This window comes from Ditibartonella choladocola (assembly GCF_002007565.1).
In the GTDB taxonomy this organism is placed as follows: Bacteria; Pseudomonadota; Alphaproteobacteria; order Rhizobiales; family Rhizobiaceae; genus Bartonella; species Bartonella choladocola.
Genome location: NZ_CP015625.1, coordinates 152,595 through 170,153 on the forward strand (window position 1 = coordinate 152,595; position 17,559 = coordinate 170,153).

14 protein-coding genes are annotated in these 17,559 nt (G+C 46.0%); 9 read left to right on the forward strand and 5 right to left on the reverse strand.

The genetic code is table 11. The features are described 5' to 3' along the window. Position 1 precedes the first annotated feature (1 nt). The 5 genes from BBC0122_RS00700 (at position 2) to BBC0122_RS00720 (ending at position 8,647) form a co-directional block, all read left to right on the forward strand. Positions 2-721 (forward strand): nucleotidyltransferase family protein, encoded by a 720-nt coding sequence (locus BBC0122_RS00700; RefSeq protein ID WP_077990390.1) that lies wholly within the window; start codon positions 2-4, stop codon positions 719-721. Continuing rightward, complete coding sequence (gene addB, locus BBC0122_RS00705) at positions 718-3,804, forward strand: double-strand break repair protein AddB (protein WP_077990391.1); 3,087 nt, start codon at positions 718-720, stop codon at positions 3,802-3,804. The genes BBC0122_RS00700 and addB overlap by 4 nt, the downstream gene beginning before the upstream one ends. Further along, a complete protein-coding gene (gene addA, locus BBC0122_RS00710; RefSeq protein ID WP_077990392.1) occupies positions 3,801-7,283 on the forward strand; it encodes a double-strand break repair helicase AddA in 3,483 nt (1,160 codons plus the stop codon). Before addB ends, addA begins: the two co-directional genes overlap by 4 nt. A 79-nt stretch (positions 7,284-7,362) precedes the next feature. Next, a complete protein-coding gene (gene trxA, locus BBC0122_RS00715; RefSeq protein ID WP_077990394.1) occupies positions 7,363-7,686 on the forward strand; it encodes a thioredoxin in 324 nt (107 codons plus the stop codon). Between the two features lie 670 nt (positions 7,687-8,356). Continuing rightward, positions 8,357-8,647 (forward strand): helix-turn-helix domain-containing protein, encoded by a 291-nt coding sequence (locus BBC0122_RS00720; RefSeq protein ID WP_188318057.1) that lies wholly within the window; start codon positions 8,357-8,359, stop codon positions 8,645-8,647. 194 nt (positions 8,648-8,841) lie between these two features. On the opposite strand, the gene BBC0122_RS00725 is transcribed toward BBC0122_RS00720, so the two are convergent. After that, positions 8,842-10,425 (reverse strand): peptide chain release factor 3, encoded by a 1,584-nt coding sequence (locus BBC0122_RS00725; protein WP_077990398.1) that lies wholly within the window; start codon positions 10,423-10,425, stop codon positions 8,842-8,844. 246 nt (positions 10,426-10,671) lie between these two features. Continuing rightward, complete coding sequence (locus BBC0122_RS00730) at positions 10,672-12,336, reverse strand: lysine--tRNA ligase (protein ID WP_077990399.1); 1,665 nt, start codon at positions 12,334-12,336, stop codon at positions 10,672-10,674. 120 nt (positions 12,337-12,456) lie between these two features. Here BBC0122_RS00730 and BBC0122_RS00735 point away from each other — a divergent pair, with 120 nt between their 5' ends. Then, the gene (locus tag BBC0122_RS00735) at positions 12,457-12,867 is read left to right on the forward strand and encodes a tellurite resistance TerB family protein (RefSeq protein ID WP_225868204.1); all 411 of its coding nucleotides are present in this window, start codon (positions 12,457-12,459) and stop codon (positions 12,865-12,867) included. A 150-nt stretch (positions 12,868-13,017) separates the two neighbouring features. On the opposite strand, the gene BBC0122_RS00740 is transcribed toward BBC0122_RS00735, so the two are convergent. Further along, on the reverse strand, positions 13,018-13,605 hold the full coding sequence (locus tag BBC0122_RS00740) for a hypothetical protein (RefSeq protein ID WP_077990402.1): 588 nt from the start codon (positions 13,603-13,605) through the stop codon (positions 13,018-13,020). Between the two features lie 458 nt (positions 13,606-14,063). On the opposite strand from BBC0122_RS00740, the gene BBC0122_RS00745 reads away from it, so the two are divergent. From BBC0122_RS00745 to BBC0122_RS00755, 3 genes are all read left to right on the forward strand, one after another. Further along, complete coding sequence (locus BBC0122_RS00745) at positions 14,064-14,300, forward strand: Lrp/AsnC ligand binding domain-containing protein (RefSeq protein ID WP_075869935.1); 237 nt, start codon at positions 14,064-14,066, stop codon at positions 14,298-14,300. 44 nt (positions 14,301-14,344) lie between these two features. Next, positions 14,345-14,710: a hypothetical protein gene (locus BBC0122_RS00750; RefSeq protein ID WP_077990404.1), complete on the forward strand. Its 366-nt coding sequence runs from the start codon at positions 14,345-14,347 to the stop codon at positions 14,708-14,710. A 116-nt stretch (positions 14,711-14,826) separates the two neighbouring features. After that, complete coding sequence (locus BBC0122_RS00755) at positions 14,827-15,366, forward strand: copper chaperone PCu(A)C (RefSeq protein WP_077990406.1); 540 nt, start codon at positions 14,827-14,829, stop codon at positions 15,364-15,366. Between the two features lie 210 nt (positions 15,367-15,576). Here BBC0122_RS00755 and BBC0122_RS00760 read toward each other — a convergent pair whose 3' ends face one another. After that, positions 15,577-16,188 carry an alpha-ketoglutarate-dependent dioxygenase AlkB gene (locus BBC0122_RS00760; RefSeq protein ID WP_077994383.1) on the reverse strand — a complete coding sequence of 204 codons (612 nt, stop codon included), beginning with the start codon at positions 16,186-16,188 and terminating at the stop codon, positions 15,577-15,579. Positions 16,189-16,912: 724 nt separating this feature from the next. After that, positions 16,913-17,449: a peptidoglycan-binding protein LysM gene (gene lysM / locus BBC0122_RS00770; protein WP_077990408.1), complete on the reverse strand. Its 537-nt coding sequence runs from the start codon at positions 17,447-17,449 to the stop codon at positions 16,913-16,915. Between the last annotated feature and the right edge of the window lie 110 nt (positions 17,450-17,559).

Sequence of the window (17,559 nt, forward strand, 5' to 3'; positions counted from 1 at the left end):
AATGAAAATAACACATGCTATGGTGCTTGCTGCGGGGCTTGGCACCCGCATGCGGCCATTGACTTTCAAAACACCGAAACCACTGGTAAAAATTGCCGGTCGAAGTCTTTTGAACCGCGCTCTCGACGCCCTTGAAAAAGCCGGTGTCGAGGAAGCGGTGGTTAATGTCCATTATCTTGCCGATTCCATCGAAAGTCATGTCGAAAGCCGTAAAAAACCGCATGTAACCATTTCGGATGAGCGTGCGGAACTTCTCGATTCGGCCGGAGGCGTGGTGAAAGCTTTGCCGCTTTTGGGAGAAAATCCGTTTTTTGTTCTTAACGCCGATACATTCTGGGTCGACCATGGCACACCAACTCTTGAAGCAATGGCAAATCGTTTTGACCCTGATAGAATGGATATGCTGCTTATGACGGTCAAACGCACGCAGGCAGCAGGGCCGGAAAAAGGCGATTTCCTGATTGGTGAAGGGCAAAAACTTGTTCGCGCACCCGCAAATGCACCGGAAGCGGTTATTTATGGTGGTGCACTTATTGTAAATCCGAAAATATTTGCATTTGCAAAAATCGAACCGCAATCGCTCAACCTCTATTTTGACGAGGCCATTGCGCGTGGTCGCCTTTATGGTTTTCCATTGGATGGCAATTGGTATACTGTCGGGACAATTGCAATGATTAGCAAGGTTGAGGAACTGATGCGCCAAAGGGGGGAAATAGCGTGAAAGACAAGCCGAAGCTGTTTTCGATTTCGAGCGGTGCGCCGTTTTTGCCAACTTTTGTTGATGCACTTCTTTCGGGACGCCTGATTAAAGATTTCGGCAAAGGCGGCAATATCCAGAAAGCTTTGGCAGATACTCTTATCTATGTTCCGACACGGCGTGCCGCGCGTACGCTGCGCTCCTGCTTTGTGGAAATGAGCAAGACACATTCAAGCTTCCTGCCCACAATTCGCCCTTTGGGCGATGTTGATGAAGATACGGCTTTTTTCCTTGATAATGGAGCGGCAGCTTTGTCGCTCAATCCGAAAATTGGCGATGTCGAGCGGCTCTTGTTATTGGCGCGTCTCATCCGTCCATGGCGGGAGAATTTGCCTGCCCATGTGCGCTCTCTCTTCGGCAGCGAAGATATTATCATACCGGCCAATACAGCCGATGCGATCTGGCTTGCCGAAGATCTCGCCCGTCTGATGGACGAGGTCGAGACAGAGTCCGCCGATTGGGCAAAACTTGAAGATATTGCCCCCGATATGGTCGCCGAATGGTGGCAGGTGACACTTGATTTTCTGGAAATTGTAACAAAAACCTGGCCTGGTATTCTTGCCGAGCGGCAGAAAATAAATCCGGCAGAATGGCGCAATAAGGCCATTCGTGCGGAAACTGAAAGGCTTTTGCGTAACAAACCGCGTGATCCTGTTATTGTGGCCGGTTCCAATGGCTCGATTCCGGCCATTGCCGATTTGCTGAAAGTGGTAAGCGGATTGGAAAATGGTGCTGTTGTTTTGCCAGGCCTCGACCTTGCCATGGATGATGCCCAATGGGCGGCGCTTGATGAAACCCGCGACGACCCCTCCATTTTCGGCCATCCGCAATATAGTTTCAAAAAATTGTTCGACCGCATGAAACTAACGAGAAATGTCGTTGACGAGATCGGGGCGCCTTCGGAAAACAAGAAAAAACGCGCGGCAATTTTATCCGAAGCATTGCGACCGGCTGTGACCACCGACACATGGTCACAATTGAAACGCAATGGTTTTGATGAAATTTTTGCCGATGTCTCTTTGATCGAGGCTGCCAATGAACGTGAAGAGGCTTTGGCGGTCGCGGTTGCGCTAAGGCAGGCGATCGAAGACAAAAAGAAGACGGCCGCACTTGTGACAGGGGACAGAAATCTTGCCCGCCGTGTTGTTGCCGAACTCAAACGTTTTGGCATTGAAGCCAATGATTCCGGTGGCGTTCCTCTAAGCGAAGTTCTACCGGCAACTTTGTTGCGGCTTATTTTACAAACTTTGTTTCAACCCGGCGATCCGGTGGCTTTCCTGTCTCTTCTCAAACACCCATTGACATCGCTTGGATATGAACGGGGGGTTTTACGAAAAATTGCCGAACGTTTCGAGCTTTTTGCATTAAGGGGGGGAACTGGAAGAATCAATATTGCAACCTGTGAGCAGTTTGTTGAAGAGCGTCTTCTTGCTCTCACAACAGATGAAAACGGGATGAACGATATTGATACCGATATGATCGAGGAAGCAAGAAATCTTGCGTCTTCACTGGTGAAAGCTGTTCAGCCATTGGTAACATTGATGGCAGAAAGTGAATCGCTGTCGGTGAACGAGGTTGCCCGTGCCACGACTGAAGTTTTGGAAAATTTCGGGGCAAACGAGCAAGGCTCGTTTCACGCGCTTTATGCAGGAGAGGCGGGAAAAGCCATTATATCTTTGCTGCGTGATCTTGTTGCCGATCAATCCGGCCTCACGTTCGACATTTCCGAATGGCCGGCCATTCTTGAAGCTTTGATGGCTGCACGCTCGGTTAGCCCCTCTGCCGGTGGTCATCCCCGTCTTTTTATCTGGGGTGCACTGGAATCGCGTTTGCAAACGGTTGATACAATGGTCATTGGTGGCTTGAATGAAGGCTCGTGGCCGGCGACAGCTCGCAATGACCCGTTCATGTCGCGGCCGATGAAAATGACATTGACACTTGACCCTCCGGAGCGCCGGATCGGTTTGGCTGCTCATGATTTCCAGATGGCTATGGGCATGGATAAAGTCATTATGAGCAGGGCATTGAGAGTTGATAATGCCCCTTCTGTGCCGTCACGCTGGTTACAAAGACTGGAAACAGTTGTGGGCGCTAAAGCGAGTGCCGATATGCGCACTCATGGCGGAGTTTTTGTCCACTGGGCGCGGGAACTCGATCGTCGCAAAAATGTCGATTTTATTGCGCGCCCATGCCCCACCCCGCCATTGAAACAACGTCCGAAACATTTTTCTGTTACCGAAATCGAAACATTACGCCGCGACCCTTATGCAATCTATGCCAAAAAGGTTTTGCGCCTGAAGCCGCTTGACGACCTTATCCACGACCCGTCAGTTGCCGAGCGTGGCACGCTTTATCATGCAATTGTTGCGGGCTTTTCATTGCTGAAAATTGATCCGGAAAAACCGGATGCACTGCAAAAATTTCTTGAAATTGCGCGTGCCGAATTTGACCGGATGCAGCTTCCACTTGATGTTGAAGCTATTTGGTGGCCACGTTTTGAAATTCTTGCGCCATCAATTATCTCGTGGGAAAAAGGACTTTCTCCGCGTGAGAGATGTGTCGAAATTTCGGCTCGTCCGGTTCATATTGTGCCGGAGGGTGCAACCCTTTCAGGACGTGCCGACCGCATTGATGTGATGAATGGGCATTTTGCCGAAATTCTTGATTTCAAAACCGGCTCGACTCCTTCCGTGAAACAGGCGGCAACACTTATGGCACCGCAATTGGCGTTGGAAGCAGCTCTTTTGTCGCGCAATGCTTTTGTTCCGCTTAAAAATATCAAACCGTCCGAACTTGCCTATATCCGTTTAAGTGCCCATGGAGAAGTAAAAGAAGAGCGCATCTCTTTATCTGCCAAAAAAACCGCAATCGAACTTTCCGAAGAAGCATGGGCAAGATTGGGTGAACTGGTGGAATATTATCAAAATCCCGCCCATGGCTATTTGTCGCGAGCAATGCCACCTTTGACCACCTATGAAGGTGATTATGACCATTTGGCGCGGGTTCTCGAATGGTCAGCCGGTTCTGACACGGCAGGTGAAGAATGACCAAACGTGAAATTCCAGAAGATGCCATAAAAAATCAGACGGCTGCTTCAAATCCGCAAAGCAGTGCGTGGGTGTCTGCCAATGCCGGTTCCGGCAAAACGCATGTTTTGACTTTTCGGGTTATCAGACTTTTATTGAATGGTACCGAACCGGCGAGGATTTTATGCCTCACTTATACCAAAGCAGCCGCTGCTGTCATGCAAACGCGCATTTTCCAGACTCTTTCCGGTTGGACAGAGCTTGATGATGACGAATTGACAGAGGTGTTGGTCGCACTTGAGGGCAGAAAACCCGATTCAAAAAGGCTTGATGAAGCGCGCAGACTTTTTGCCCGCGCTCTTGAAACACCGGGCGGGTTAAAAATCCAGACTATCCATGCCTTTTGTGAAGGTCTCCTTCACCAATTTCCTTTGGAAGCCAATATTGCCGGCCATTTCGAGATGATGGACGACCTCAAACGTGACGAGTTTTTAAAAAATGCGCGTCGTGACCTGCTTGAAAAAGCTTATTTGCAAAAAAATGGTTCTCTTCATGACGCTTTGATGCTGGTTTTGAAAACTGTGGGCGAAAGCGGACTTTTTACGCTGTTAGACGAAGCAATCGAAAAACGGCAGGCTTTAACTCCGTTTCTCGCTCGTGTGAGTGGACCGGATGGCAAGCATATTCTGGAAAAAGCATTACAAATATCTCCGGATGATACGGAAGAAAATCTCACTGATGAAATCCGTAAAACGGCGCGTCATTCGGAGGAGACTATTAAAGCATTCAAAAGTCTCGGCCACTCTTACAGCCAGAATTTCGTTGAAAAATTGGAGCTTGTAGAAAAAGCGGATAATAGCGAGAGCATAAAATTTATCGAACTTGCCTATTTTACCAGTGGAAATCCGCGCAAAATAAGCAATCTGGCGTCAAAAAAACTTCTTGCAGCTTTGCCATGGCTCGAAGACGATTTGTTAATGCGTCAGGAAAAGCTCGTTCTCTATCTCGACAAATTGCGACGTGTACGACTGGTACCGCTCAATTTGGCTGCCTTTCAGCTCTGTTACCGGCTTTTGGCGCGTTATGAAAGTTTGAAGAAAGCAGAAGGTTTGCTTGATTTTGATGATTTGATCGAGCGGGCGCTTAATCTGTTAAAACGCGATGGTGCGGGCCAATGGGTACAATATAAACTGGATCGGGGCATTGACCATATTCTGGTTGACGAAGCACAGGATACAAGCCCTTCCCAGTGGCAGATAATCCAGCTTCTTGCACAGGAATTTTTTGTCGGGGAAGGACAAAGAGAGGTCAACCGCACTGTCTTTGCTGTTGGTGATGAAAAACAGTCGATCTATTCTTTCCAAGGGGCAGTGCCGGAAGATTTCGCAACGAATGGTCGCATTATCGAAAGAAAAGCCGAAGCCGTTGGCAAATCTTTCGGCCACATACGTTTGAATTATTCCTTCCGTTCGACAGCCGATGTTTTAAAAAGTGTTGATCGGGTATTTGAAAAACCGGAAAATTATAAAGGTCTTTCAGCCGAAAATATCAAAACCGTGCATGAGCCGGTTCGTCGCAATGACCCCGGTGAAGTGGTGATCTGGGACAATATTGCGCCAATAGATGTAGAAGAACCGGAAGATTGGCGCAAACCTGTCGACCAGCTTCACGCACCGGCTGTTCGCCTTGCCGAAGAGATAGCAACGACGATCAGCCATTGGCTTCATCATCATGAAGTGCTTCCTGGTCAGGGAAGAGAAGTCAAAGCCAGTGATATTATGGTGCTGGTGAGAAAACGCGACCAGTTTGTTCCGGCTTTGGCGCGCGCATTGAAAAACCGCAATGTTCCGGTTGCCGGTGCCGACCGCTTGCGTCTGGCAAGCCATATTGCGGTGCGTGATTTAACGGCGCTTGCCCGATTTGTTCTGCAACCGCAGGATGACCTTTCTCTCGCATCTGTTTTGAAAAGCCCGCTTTTCGGACTTGATGAAGATGATCTTTATCGGATTGCTATAAACCGCGAAGGAAGCCTGTTTAGTAGCCTTGAGGCCCATAGTGAAGAGAAGCTGGAATTTGCAACGGTTCTGGCTTTACTCAAAAAATATAGAAACCTTGCCGATAAAACGCCTGTCTATGAATTTTATAGTCATATATTAAGCGAAGATCAGGGGCGGGCAAAAATTCTCGCGCGATTGGGTTCGGAAGCAAGCGATGTCCTTGATGCGTTCATGGATTATACCTTATCTATCCAGAAAACCGGTTTGCCGGGGTTGCAGGCTTTTCTGGAAACAATCAAGCTTTCCGATCCGGAAATCAAACGTGAACTCGACCAGAACCGTGAAGAAGTCCGCATTATGACTGTTCATGCGGCAAAGGGGCTTGAAAGTGCCATTGTCTTTCTGGTCGATTCCGGTTCGCGTATCTGGAATGCACAACATGAACCGAAATTCATCGAAATTGACAGTCATGGCAAGAAGAGCTTTTTGTGGCAGCCCGCCAAGGAGTTCAAAACATCATTCGGTGACAATTATATCAATACGTTAAAATTAAAAGCCGAGGAAGAATATAGGCGTCTTCTTTATGTTGGTATGACACGCGCAGAAGACCGCCTTATTATTTGTGGTTATAGGGGAAAGAATGTTGTTGGCGGCACATGGAGTGAACTTGTCAGCGAAGCGTTGATACCGGTTTCTGAAGAAATTGCCGGCCCTTCACCCGACATCAAGGCGTGGCGTTATTGCGTGGATGACAAACGTGCAAGTGTCGACACAAAAACCGCTAAAGAAGAAAGAGCGGTTCCCGCTTTTCCGCTTCCTTCCTATTTCCATAGCCGCATGGAGCCGGAAACCGATTTGCCTAAGCCGCTTACCCCTTCAGGTGCTTCACTCGATATTGACGAGAATGCACCGGCGGCAAAAAATAATGTTACGATTTCACCGGTTCTGGGAGAAAAACCGGCAAATTCTTCATTTGCTATCGAACGGGGGACAATCATTCACCGGCTTTTGCAGTATTTGCCGCAAATAAAGGAGGAAGACAGGCAAAGGTTAGCCCGTGCCTATCTTGAAAAAGCCGCACCTGAATGGAGCGAGGAACAAAGAAAGGATGCTTTTGAACAGACCTTCAAGGTCATGGATAGTGAAGCACTGCGCCCTTTGTTTACCAAAGAAGCGCGTGCCGAAGTGACTTTGATGGGAACTGTCACAATAAGGGGCAAGAAATACGTCGTTTCCGGCCAAATAGACCGCCTGAACGATGGCGTAGACACAATTGTTCTGGGCGATTTCAAAACCGGTCGTGCACCCAAACGCGAGCAGCAAATTCCTGACAGCTACATGTTGCAAATGGCGCTTTACCGAACATTATTGATGAGCATTCACCCGAATAAGACCGTCAGAACATTGCTGATCTATAGTGACGGGCCGAAAGTTTTTGAACTCGACGGCAAAAAACTTGATTTCTTGATGAATAAAGAAAAAAGTAATTTATCCGCGGAATAATGGTTGAAAAAGCTTGCTCTTGACGGAATCGGTCTGGCACGCCAAATTTAGACAAATTGGAATCACAAAGGAAAGATCAATGAGCACTGTAAAAGTCGATACAAGCAATTTTGAAAATGACGTGCTAAAGTCGGCAGAACCTGTTGTTGTAGACTTCTGGGCAGAATGGTGCGGTCCATGTAAAATGATAGCGCCCTCGCTTGAAGAAATTGCTACCGAGTTACAGGGTAAGGTCAAAGTTGCAAAAATCAATATTGACGAAAATCCCGAACTTGCAACGCAATTCGGTGTCCGTTCCATACCGACATTATTATTGTTCAATAATGGTGAAATCGTCTCCAATATGGTGGGTGCTGCTCCCAAAAGCCGTTTGTCAGACTGGATCAAAGACGGTATCCGCTAATTTTTCGATATTTTATATTTTTAAACGACGCTATTCTTGAATGGCGTCGTTTTTATTTGTTCGGTTTATCAATTTTCAATCCGGCGTCCGGTGCGTAATTTTTCATGCATAAGCGGAAACTTTCCGGAAAGTCGAAGTTCCAGAAAATAGCCGATAGAATTTATCCAGTGAGACAAAACGTAGAGAAAAACTGTTTTTTCAAAGTGTAATTGTCGGGAATAGCTATCAATAATAACACTTGAAATTCCGGTTTAACGGTTTCCCGACCTGATTGAAATTCAACTTGATATAAAACTCTGTATAGTCCGTTTTGTAAGTTTTTCTTTGATAAACAGGTGATATAAATCCGGTACCGATTTTTTAGAATTGTTGCAATCATCATGATTGGATCAAGCATATTTGATACATATTGCAAAAAAATGTAATATTTCTCAATTTTAGAATATGTCCTACTTGCTAGATTGGCGTTATTCTGCCATGACGATAGATCTGTCCAGGGAAACGACAGACTTTTTCTGTTTAACCCAGAAAGGACGGTAACGGTCAATCTTGGGGGGGCGGTTATTCAAGGCGGCGTTTTTGATGAAATATCAATAGAAAATGGGCTTTGCATATTTTCGCGATGAACCGCGACAATCGATCAAAGGTATATTTTTATTGGGATGGGTTAATGATGAATCATATGGAAAATGGCGGTAACATTTCCTCTGAAGACGTTCAAACATTGAAGCGGAATGAAACACGAAGTGACCAGAAGATTGGTGGAATACTGCGGCATTTTCGTAAAAAAAATGGCGTAACACAAATGGAGCTGGCGGCTGTTGCAGGTATTACACCACAGCAAATTCAAAAATATGAAAAAGGATCGGATCGCATTGCCGTTTCACGGCTTATGACGCTTCTTGATTTTCTGGATATAAATTATGAAGAATTTATAAAAGAGATGCGCAATTGCAATTAACACCGATTGCCGGAATTCAAGAGCGATTCTGTGCTTATCTCGACTGAATCCGGTTTTTAGCCTGTTTTTGATATTTGAACAGGCCGGAAACCGGAGAAGAGCGTTATATAACTTGTTTATGTCACCGGATGATAATGTCTCTCATGGTACAACAATCCGGAGTACCGGATTGAAAAACAGCCGGAAAATTCCTTTTATGCAGTCTGGATGTTTCGTGTCTGATAATCTTTGATTGTATAAAACTTGATTTTTGGTGCTCGTTCCGCTTCATAATTGAGCGAAAAATTATTTTCAGCGAGAAATACCGGATCTCCATCAAGATCGGATGCAATAGCATCCCTATGTGTGGCTATGAATTTGTTAAGATCGGCTTTGTCATCAGCCGAAATCCAGCGGCATACAGTAAAGCGTGCCGGTTCAAAACCGACGGGAAGAGAATATTCCACTTTGAGACGCTCGGTCAGAACATCAATTTGTAAAGCGCCGATAACACCGACAATCGACGGCGAACCATCGTCAGGCATAAAGAGTTGAACAACGCCTTCTTCAGCCATTTGTTGCAGAGCTTCTTTAAGCTTCTTTGCCTTCATCGGGTCACCGAGACGGACACGGCGCAAAATTTCCGGAGCAAAATTCGGAACGCCTTTGAAAAGAATGTCTTCGCCTTCTGTCAGCGTATCGCCAATTCGTAACGTTCCATGATTGGGGATTCCCACAACGTCACCGGCATAGGCTTCATCGGCAATCTGGCGGGAGCGGGCAAAGAAAAATTGCGGTGCCGATAGAGTCATGGGTTTTCCGGTACGCACGAGTTTTGCTTTCATGCCGCGGGATAGAATTCCCGAACAAACGCGCAAAAACGCAATGCGATCGCGGTGATTAGGGTCCATATTGGCTTGTATTTTGAAAACAAAACCGGTCATTTTCGGCTCTGTCGCCTCGACAATGCGAGTATCGGCAACTTGTGCACGCGGACTTGGACCATAGGCAACAAGAGCGTCGATAAGATCACGCACACCATAATTCTTCAAAGCAGAACCGAAATAGACCGGTGTCATTTGGCCTTCACGGAACGATTTCAAGTCAAATCTTTTACATGCGTCACGCGCAAGAATAACGCCTTCAACAAAAGCCGCACGATCATGTTCGGGCAGCAATAGAGCTGCTTCTTCAGGCCCGCTGACAGGGCGCGGAGTTTTTTCTTCGTCTTTCTGGCGTACAAGATTGTTATGAAGGTCAAAACTTCCTGCAAAATTTTTGCCCGATCCGATTGGCCATGTTACCGGTGCAGTATCAAGTGCAAGCTTGTCTTCTATTTCGTCCAATATCTCCAATGGGTCGAGTGCCTCCCGATCCATTTTGTTAACGAACGTCACAATCGGAATGTCGCGCATGCGACAGACTTCAAAAAGCTTCAATGTTCTGGGTTCAATACCGCGTGCTCCGTCAAGAACCATGACAGCGCTATCGACAGCCGTCAGTGTACGGTAGGTATCATCGGCAAAGTCTTCGTGCCCCGGTGTATCAAGCAGATTGAATATATGATCTTCATATTCGAATGTCATAACCGAGGTGACAACCGAAATGCCGCGCTCGCGTTCGATTTTCATCCAGTCGGAACGGGTCTGGATACGGTCTTTCTTGGCCTTGACTTCACCTGCAAGCTGGATAGCACCACCGAATAATAACAATTTTTCGGTCAAGGTTGTCTTACCGGCATCAGGGTGCGCGATAATAGCAAATGTGCGGCGCCGCGCGACCTCTTGTGCCTCGTTCATAACTCACTCCTGTTACTTCGTTACCTGCACGACCTGTTTGTTTTGATAACCGGCCGGTCGATAATAAAATTCGGCTTCTTTTACCTCTTTTTTTAAAAAAGAGTGAGGAATTTGTGCCCTCTATCTGAAAATTTTCAATAAATTGGCGGCAAGCTTAAAGCTTGTCTTCAAGAATTGTACCGGATTGTTTCAAAATCATCTTGAAAGGGGTGAAAAGCCCCCTTTCAAGATGATTGCCGTGTCCATCTATTCGTTGACAAGTTTTCCGGCGAGCGCGTCAGCAATCAAGGCTCGCGTTTCATCAATGCCATAAAGAGCAATGAAAGAACCGAAACGCGGTCCCCGTTCCTGACCGATCAGAACTTCATAAAGCATTTGGAAAAATGAAACAGAAACACCGGGCCCCCCGTCAGGGCTTTTTTTGTTGTGGTCCTGATAACGCTCTGTCACGCGGCCAATGTCGAGCAGTGCATTCTGGATTGTGTGGGCATCGGCATCTGCTGGCAAGTGTGCAAGGGTTTGGTCAATTTTTTCCAAAGTTTCGCGTTCGACAGCATCCGGTGCACGGAATTTTTTGGTCGGTTTGACGAAATCATTGAAATAGCGAATGGCAAAACCGACAAGGCTGTCGAGTTCAGGCTGGTTTTCCGGTGTAGCACCCTTGGCGTAACGCGAAATAAAGCCCCATAAGACATCGGCATTCTCGGCATTGGATGCACTGACCAGATTGAGCAACATGGCAAAGGGTACGGGTAAATCCACTTCCGGCGGGTTGCCGTTATGCATATGCCAGACAGGATTGTTCAGCCGGTCTTTCCAGCTTTGCTTCGGATAGGCAGAAAGAAAACTGTAATATTCGTCAACGGCCTTCGGTATCACATCGAAATAAAGCCGCTTGGCAGTTTTCGGTTTCTGGTACATGTAAAGGCCAAGGCTTGAAGTGGGCGCATAAGTAAGCCACTCGTCGATTGTCAGGCCATTACCCTTCGATTTTGAAATCTTCTGTCCTTTGTCATCCAGAAATAGCTCGTAATTAAAGCCTTCCGGCGGTGTCCCGCCAAGAATACGACAAATTTTTGAAGACAAAGCCACAGAATCAATCAGATCTTTACCAGCCATTTCATAATCGATGCCCAAAGCCGTCCAGCGCATGGCCCAATCGGCTTTCCATTGGCATTTGACCTTGCCACCGGTGATTTCGGTTTCAATTTTTTCGCCGGTCTCCGGCTCGATATAGGTGATCGTGCCTTTTTTCGCGTCATGGGCGATCATCGGGACCTGCAAAACTTTTCCCGAAACAGGAGAGATCGGCAAGAATGGCGAATAGGTCGCACGCCGCTCTTCACCCAATGTCGGAATAATGACAGCCATGATCTTATCGTAATTGGCAAGCATTTTGAGGAGCGTTTCATCAAAACGTCCCGAAGTATAATAATCGGTCGCGCTGGCAAATTCGTAATTGAAGCCGAAACGGTCAAGAAAAGCGCGAAGCCGCGCATTATTGGCGGCGCCGAAAGAGGGATAATCTTTCGTAAACGGGTCGGGAACCTGCGTTAAAGGTTTACCAACATAGGTCTCCATCAATGCACGATTGGGGACATTTTCCGGCACTTTGCGCAATCCGTCCATATCGTCGGAAAAACATAACAATTTGGTTTTGACTTTGTTTTCCGTTAAAACGTGAAAAGCGTGGCGTACCATTGTTGTGCGCGCAACTTCACCGAAGGTACCGATATGCGGCAAACCGGACGGCCCGTAACCGGTCTCGAACATGACAGTATCAGGGTAGCCTTTTTTTTCGTAACGTTTGACAATCTTGCGTGCCTCCTCGAACGGCCAAGCTCTGGATTGGGCTGCCGCATCAATGACATCCTGATTAAGATTTTCTGCCATGAAATTGTCTGTTGACATGGGGTTTTATCCTGAATTTGAATCGTTTAAGAAAGCTCTATGGCTCAAACGGCTTTTCGTCAATCATCGGAAGAAAAAAACCGGAAAAAACCTCGAAAGAATACGATCAGGGGGAAGATTATGGAAATATTGACTGCGCAAGAAGCATTAATATACATTATGGTCACTACTTCTGCTGCTGATGCAGCGGTGAGCGACAATGAACTGAAATTGATTAGCGAAATTGTTGCGCGTCTTCCGGTATTTAGTGGGTTCGACGAGGAGCGGCTTGATGCTTTGGCGGCCGAATGTTGTTCTTATCTCGGCCTTGACGATGGACTTGAAAGAATACTTGAAATGACCGGTGCGGCTCTTTCCCCCAGATTGCGTGACACAGCTTATGCCTTGGCTGTTGAAGTTGCGGCGAGCGATCTTGATGTCAGGCAGGAAGAGTTGATGTTCTTACAAATTTTGCGCGAGCATTTCGAGCTTGAAGATTTGACTGTTGCAGCGATTGAACGTTCGGCGCGTATCCGGTTCAGAAAAGCTTGAGACAGTGTTTTTGGACCGCGATGGAATGCATTCGGTCAATCGTTCAAAACTATATAAATATAAGAATTCATGTTTGAACATGACATTCTGACAGTCCAGTCAAAATCCTGTTTGTTAAAGGGCTGTCTATTGATGTGAAATGGTGGAGAATTACTTCTCGTATGGGGAGTAAATTCCGGGGTCCTGATCGTCTTCCGGATTGGTAGCTATATCCTCGTCAAGGGCAGCTTGTCTGAACTGCAATTCCTGATCGTCGAGAAAGTTTTTCAAAGCAATGCTCACACGTGTGGCTGCTTCGCTATTGCTATCAATCATCGCGTCAAGAAAATCCTTTAATGAAATACCGATGAGGTCAAATCCGAGGTCTTTTTCAACGGCCCGAAGATCATAAGTATTTCGGGGAGAATATAGAATTTCTTTCAGATAGGCTGCTGCTTCCTGAATTGGCAAGCCATGCGGTTTTTCAAGGCCGAATTTTTCGGAAAGCAAATAGAGGAGCTTTTCTTCTTCATCCTCGATCTCTTCGGCACTTTTCCGGTTATCCAGAGGTTTGAAGCGATTGGCAACCTGACGTGCGCCATTTTCGGCCTGCGAAGAGGTGCTCGGTGTTACGGCATTGAATGTTTCTGCCAGAGTGTCAGAACTTGAATCACCATCAAGATTCTTTGCACGACGATTTGTAAGCTCTGTAGCCGCCGCTACAGTGACATAAGTTTGCACAGGAATGGGTGGAATCATGGCAAATCCCTTTCCGGCATTGAAAAATAAAAGATAAACGATTGTAGGAAAGCGTGCAATTGTTTTAAAGTTTAATTTTATCGATATAATTTAAAGTCAAAAATTATAATATTTTTCATTTAAATACATATATTTAAAAGGATAGAATATTTAAAAAACATATAATGGATTTTAGGGGTAGAGATATTTTTTAAACTTTTAATTGATAATATTGAATATTATTGATCGTATTTTATGAGAGAAAATCTCTGACTTCGATAAATCGGCTGACATCATTGCGCTTTTCCCTGTTAAAAGCATGGACAAAAATATTTCAACCGGTCGGACACAAAGGAAAATGTGCCCCTGCATGTTGTCGGCAAGGCTTGCGTGATAAACATGTTTTCAAGTTCCAAACGAAGAAAGTATGTTGATTTCTTGTCGGTTTCATGTGTTTGTTTGGCTAAAGGAGAATGAACATGAAGCCAATATTCATCCAGTTGCAATGTGCACCGGGTACAGCTTACGACGTTGCCGATATACTTTATGAGCGCGAGATCGTTTCGGAACTCTATTCCACAAGTGGCGAATTCGAGCTTCTGGCAAAGATCTATATCGAAGAGGGCAAGGATATCGGTAAATTCATCAATGACAACATTCTTGATATACCCGGTATCACGCGATCTTTGACAACACTGACATTTACTGCATTCTAAATCCGGATTAAACGGAGAATGGGCAGGAAGAGCCGGAGCAGCTTATGCGGTCGGTAAAACTTCATCTTTCGCGGTTTGTGCTGGTTTTTGCGATTACTGTTCAATCAGTCGTGATGGCGCAGGCTGCTTTAATCGGCCTCGATGCTGCCGGAAAATCCTATGGCGGCATAATTTGCTCGGCATCAGGCGCTAGAAAAAGCTTGCCAACAGGACATGCGCCAATGCCGGCTTGTTGTGTCGGCGGGTGCATTCTTTCTGCAGCACTGCAAATATCCCGACCCGATGATAACTTCCTTGAAATATCGGAGCGGTCAAGCGAGCCGATTGGCATTTTATTGGCATTGTCACTTCTTGGGCACTATAATTTTTGCCTATATGACGCACGCTCGCCGCCACATAGATTTTCCTGAACAGATTTTATTGTCCGTCGATCGTTACTTTTTGGTCTACACACAAAACTTCACGTGTAGCGGTCATCCGGAATTTTTTAGTAATCGAATTTTATTCCGAATATCAGGAGTTATTTATGTCTTACGCTTTTCAAAAATGCTCGATTTCAATCAGAACAAGCTTTGCTGTTCTCGCAGCTTTTGCCTGTTTGTTTCTATCTTTGTCGCTCGGTAGTGCTTTTGCCAATGAGTATAAAATTGGTGATATTGAAATTACCAATGTCTGGGCACGAGCGACCCCGAACGGGGCAAAAGTTGCCGGTGGTTTTTTCACCATCGTCAATCATGGTAAAGAAGCCGATAGGCTGGTGTCTCTCTCGTCGGAATTGTCCGATAAAGCACAAATCCATTCCATGGAAATGGCTGATGGTATCATGAAAATGCGCCATCAGGCGGATGGTGTGGTCATTCCGGCCGGTGGAACAGTCGAATTCAAACCGGGTAGCTTCCACGTCATGTTTATGGATCTCGACAAAACCTTGAACAAAGGTGACGAGTTCAAGGCAAAAATGGTTTTTGAAAAAGCCGGCACTGTCGATGTCGTCTTTACTGTTTCGGGCATTGGTGCACAAGCACCGGATTCAATGCATGCCAATCATGAAGAACATCAGCATTAAAAACTGCTTTTAGAATTAAAGTTTTTGCGAAAAAATAAAATGCGTGGCGGAATTTTGTCACGCATTTCTCTTGATCGAGATTTTTATTCAAGTTTTTAAAAGTAATCACCAATTTAAAGCCATTGCCGCGCAAAGTTTTCACGTGAAACGCTTCCATTATAGTCGGGCGGCCGCCTTCATGGAGTAAGCTTCAATAACGAGATTTCCATTTTACCCGACAGGTGTAATACGTCGCAAAGTCAGGTTGATACGGCCGGGAACTTTCAAAAGTGTAGAAGTTTCCGGATAAATCCGGTCAACACCATGAAACGCAAGACGCATATCGCCGCCGAATATAATAACATCACCGCTATTCAACCGTAAGGAATGGGTTTTTCCGCCTTTGACTGGCGTTCCGACACGAAAGAGACACGTATCGCCCAAAGAAATCGAGATAACAGGTGCGGCAAGTTCACCTTCATCCTTGTCCTGATGCATTCCCATGCGTGCGTCCGGCGAATAGAAGTTGATGAGGCAGGCTTCCGGCGGAGCAGAAAATCCGGATAATTTTTGCCATAACTCTAGGAGTTGTCGGGGAATTTCCGGCCATGGTTTTTGCGTTTGAGGATGTGTTTCCTGATAGCGATAGCCGCGATCTTTGTCGGTAACCCAGCCGAGTTTTCCGCAATTGGTTTGCCGGACACTCATCGGCTTTCCGGTCTTTGGCATTCTGGGAACAAATAATGGCGCTTGCCGGACGATTTCTCTCACTTCGTCAACCAGATTTTCCTGATCGGTGCGATTGAAATAGTTCGGAAAATAATCAAAGCCGTAAAAATCCATCCTTTGAAAATAAACAGACTCTGACGGCTCTTCAAGATGGTGAACATCATTCGCCGTGCTCAAGCACCGAAAAGATCACGATCCTTCAAGCCCCTATATAATGCTATGGAATTTGATATATCAGCTTGGCTTTTCCGCTTTTGTAAATGGTTGCAGTTGAGTGGAATTTTTTAAAAAACAGAAAAATTGCAGCGGATAAAGGCTTATATAGTGACGCTTTATCAGGCAAATTTGACATGAGCAAATGGTGGCCAGGATCGGGCCACTCTGTCAGAGAAACAGATTTATCAATCTGTATTTTTGACAGGCAAACATTATGTCCTGTCGGGAAAACCTGTCTGGAATGGCTGTTCTTGTTTTTCAGCGATAGTCCGGCCAAACTTCATAGATGTCATCCCGAAAATCGTTTCACACTTTTCGGGATGGGTTTTGGTTACCGGCGCATCTTGTCCGAAAACCGTTTCACACTTTTCGGGATGGGTTTTTGAGTGCCCGCGCATCTTATCCGAAAACCGTTTCACACTTTTCGGGATGAGTTTTAAGTGCCCGCGCATCTTATCCGAAAACCGTTTCACACTTTTCGGGATGAGTTTTAAGTGCCCACGCATCTTGTCCGAAAACCGCTTCACACTTTTAGGGATGGGTTTTTGAGTGCCCGCGCATCTTGTCCGAAAACCGTTTCACACTTTTCGGGATGCGCGGGGTATGCGGTGTAATAAAATAATCAAGCCTGATTGAGGTCGGGGATGCGCAGCTTTTGGCCGGGGAAGATTTTTTCAGGCGATTTCAACATAGGCTTGTTTGCCTCGAAAATAATCTTGTTTTTGTCGCCATGACCTTTTCCATAAACTTCTTCAGCAATCTTCCACAAAGTGTCACCCTTTTTCACTTCATAAAAATGCGGTTCTGCCGGTTGTGAACCTGACGATTGTGTGGCAGCAGAGGCTGAAGATGTTTGCGAAGTGCCTGATTGTGCTGTTTGATTGCTTGCCGGTTTTTGGCCGTTTTCTACTTTGAGATTATCGGTATTAACCGATTCAATGCTGTGAAGGTTGCCGACTGCAAGAATTGCTTTTTCAAGTGTTGTCTGATCTTTGACAGCGCCGGTCAGAATTGCTTTGCCGTTCTCGACCGCGACTTTCACATTCTCTGTTCCAAGATTAAGGCCATCCAAAGCTGTTTTAATGCTTTGTGCGTCAGGGGCTTGTTCCCCAAGGCCAAGTTTTTCGCCAACCGATTTTACGAAATTAAAAAGTCCCATTGCATTCTCCTTTCAAGAAAATGCGCGTCTTGCCCTTTTGAGGCGGAGCGGCACATCGTTAGAGCGGAAGCGTGTGTTCCGGCTTTCATTCAAAAGACATAGAGCAGGAA

Coding starts and splice junctions, on each gene's coding strand:
- BBC0122_RS00700 (WP_077990390.1), top strand. CDS start 2: ATGAAAATAACACATGCTATGGTGCTTGCTGCGGGGCTTGGCACCCGC.
- addA (WP_077990392.1), top strand. CDS start 3,801: ATGACCAAACGTGAAATTCCAGAAGATGCCATAAAAAATCAGACGGCT.
- trxA (WP_077990394.1), top strand. CDS start 7,363: ATGAGCACTGTAAAAGTCGATACAAGCAATTTTGAAAATGACGTGCTA.
- BBC0122_RS00720 (WP_188318057.1), top strand. CDS start 8,357: ATGATGAATCATATGGAAAATGGCGGTAACATTTCCTCTGAAGACGTT.
- BBC0122_RS00725 (WP_077990398.1), bottom strand. CDS start 10,425: ATGAACGAGGCACAAGAGGTCGCGCGGCGCCGCACATTTGCTATTATC.
- BBC0122_RS00730 (WP_077990399.1), bottom strand. CDS start 12,336: ATGTCAACAGACAATTTCATGGCAGAAAATCTTAATCAGGATGTCATT.
- BBC0122_RS00735 (WP_225868204.1), top strand. CDS start 12,457: ATGGAAATATTGACTGCGCAAGAAGCATTAATATACATTATGGTCACT.
- BBC0122_RS00740 (WP_077990402.1), bottom strand. CDS start 13,605: ATGATTCCACCCATTCCTGTGCAAACTTATGTCACTGTAGCGGCGGCT.
- BBC0122_RS00745 (WP_075869935.1), top strand. CDS start 14,064: ATGAAGCCAATATTCATCCAGTTGCAATGTGCACCGGGTACAGCTTAC.
- BBC0122_RS00750 (WP_077990404.1), top strand. CDS start 14,345: ATGCGGTCGGTAAAACTTCATCTTTCGCGGTTTGTGCTGGTTTTTGCG.
- BBC0122_RS00755 (WP_077990406.1), top strand. CDS start 14,827: ATGTCTTACGCTTTTCAAAAATGCTCGATTTCAATCAGAACAAGCTTT.
- BBC0122_RS00760 (WP_077994383.1), bottom strand. CDS start 16,188: ATGGATTTTTACGGCTTTGATTATTTTCCGAACTATTTCAATCGCACC.
- lysM (WP_077990408.1), bottom strand. CDS start 17,449: ATGGGACTTTTTAATTTCGTAAAATCGGTTGGCGAAAAACTTGGCCTT.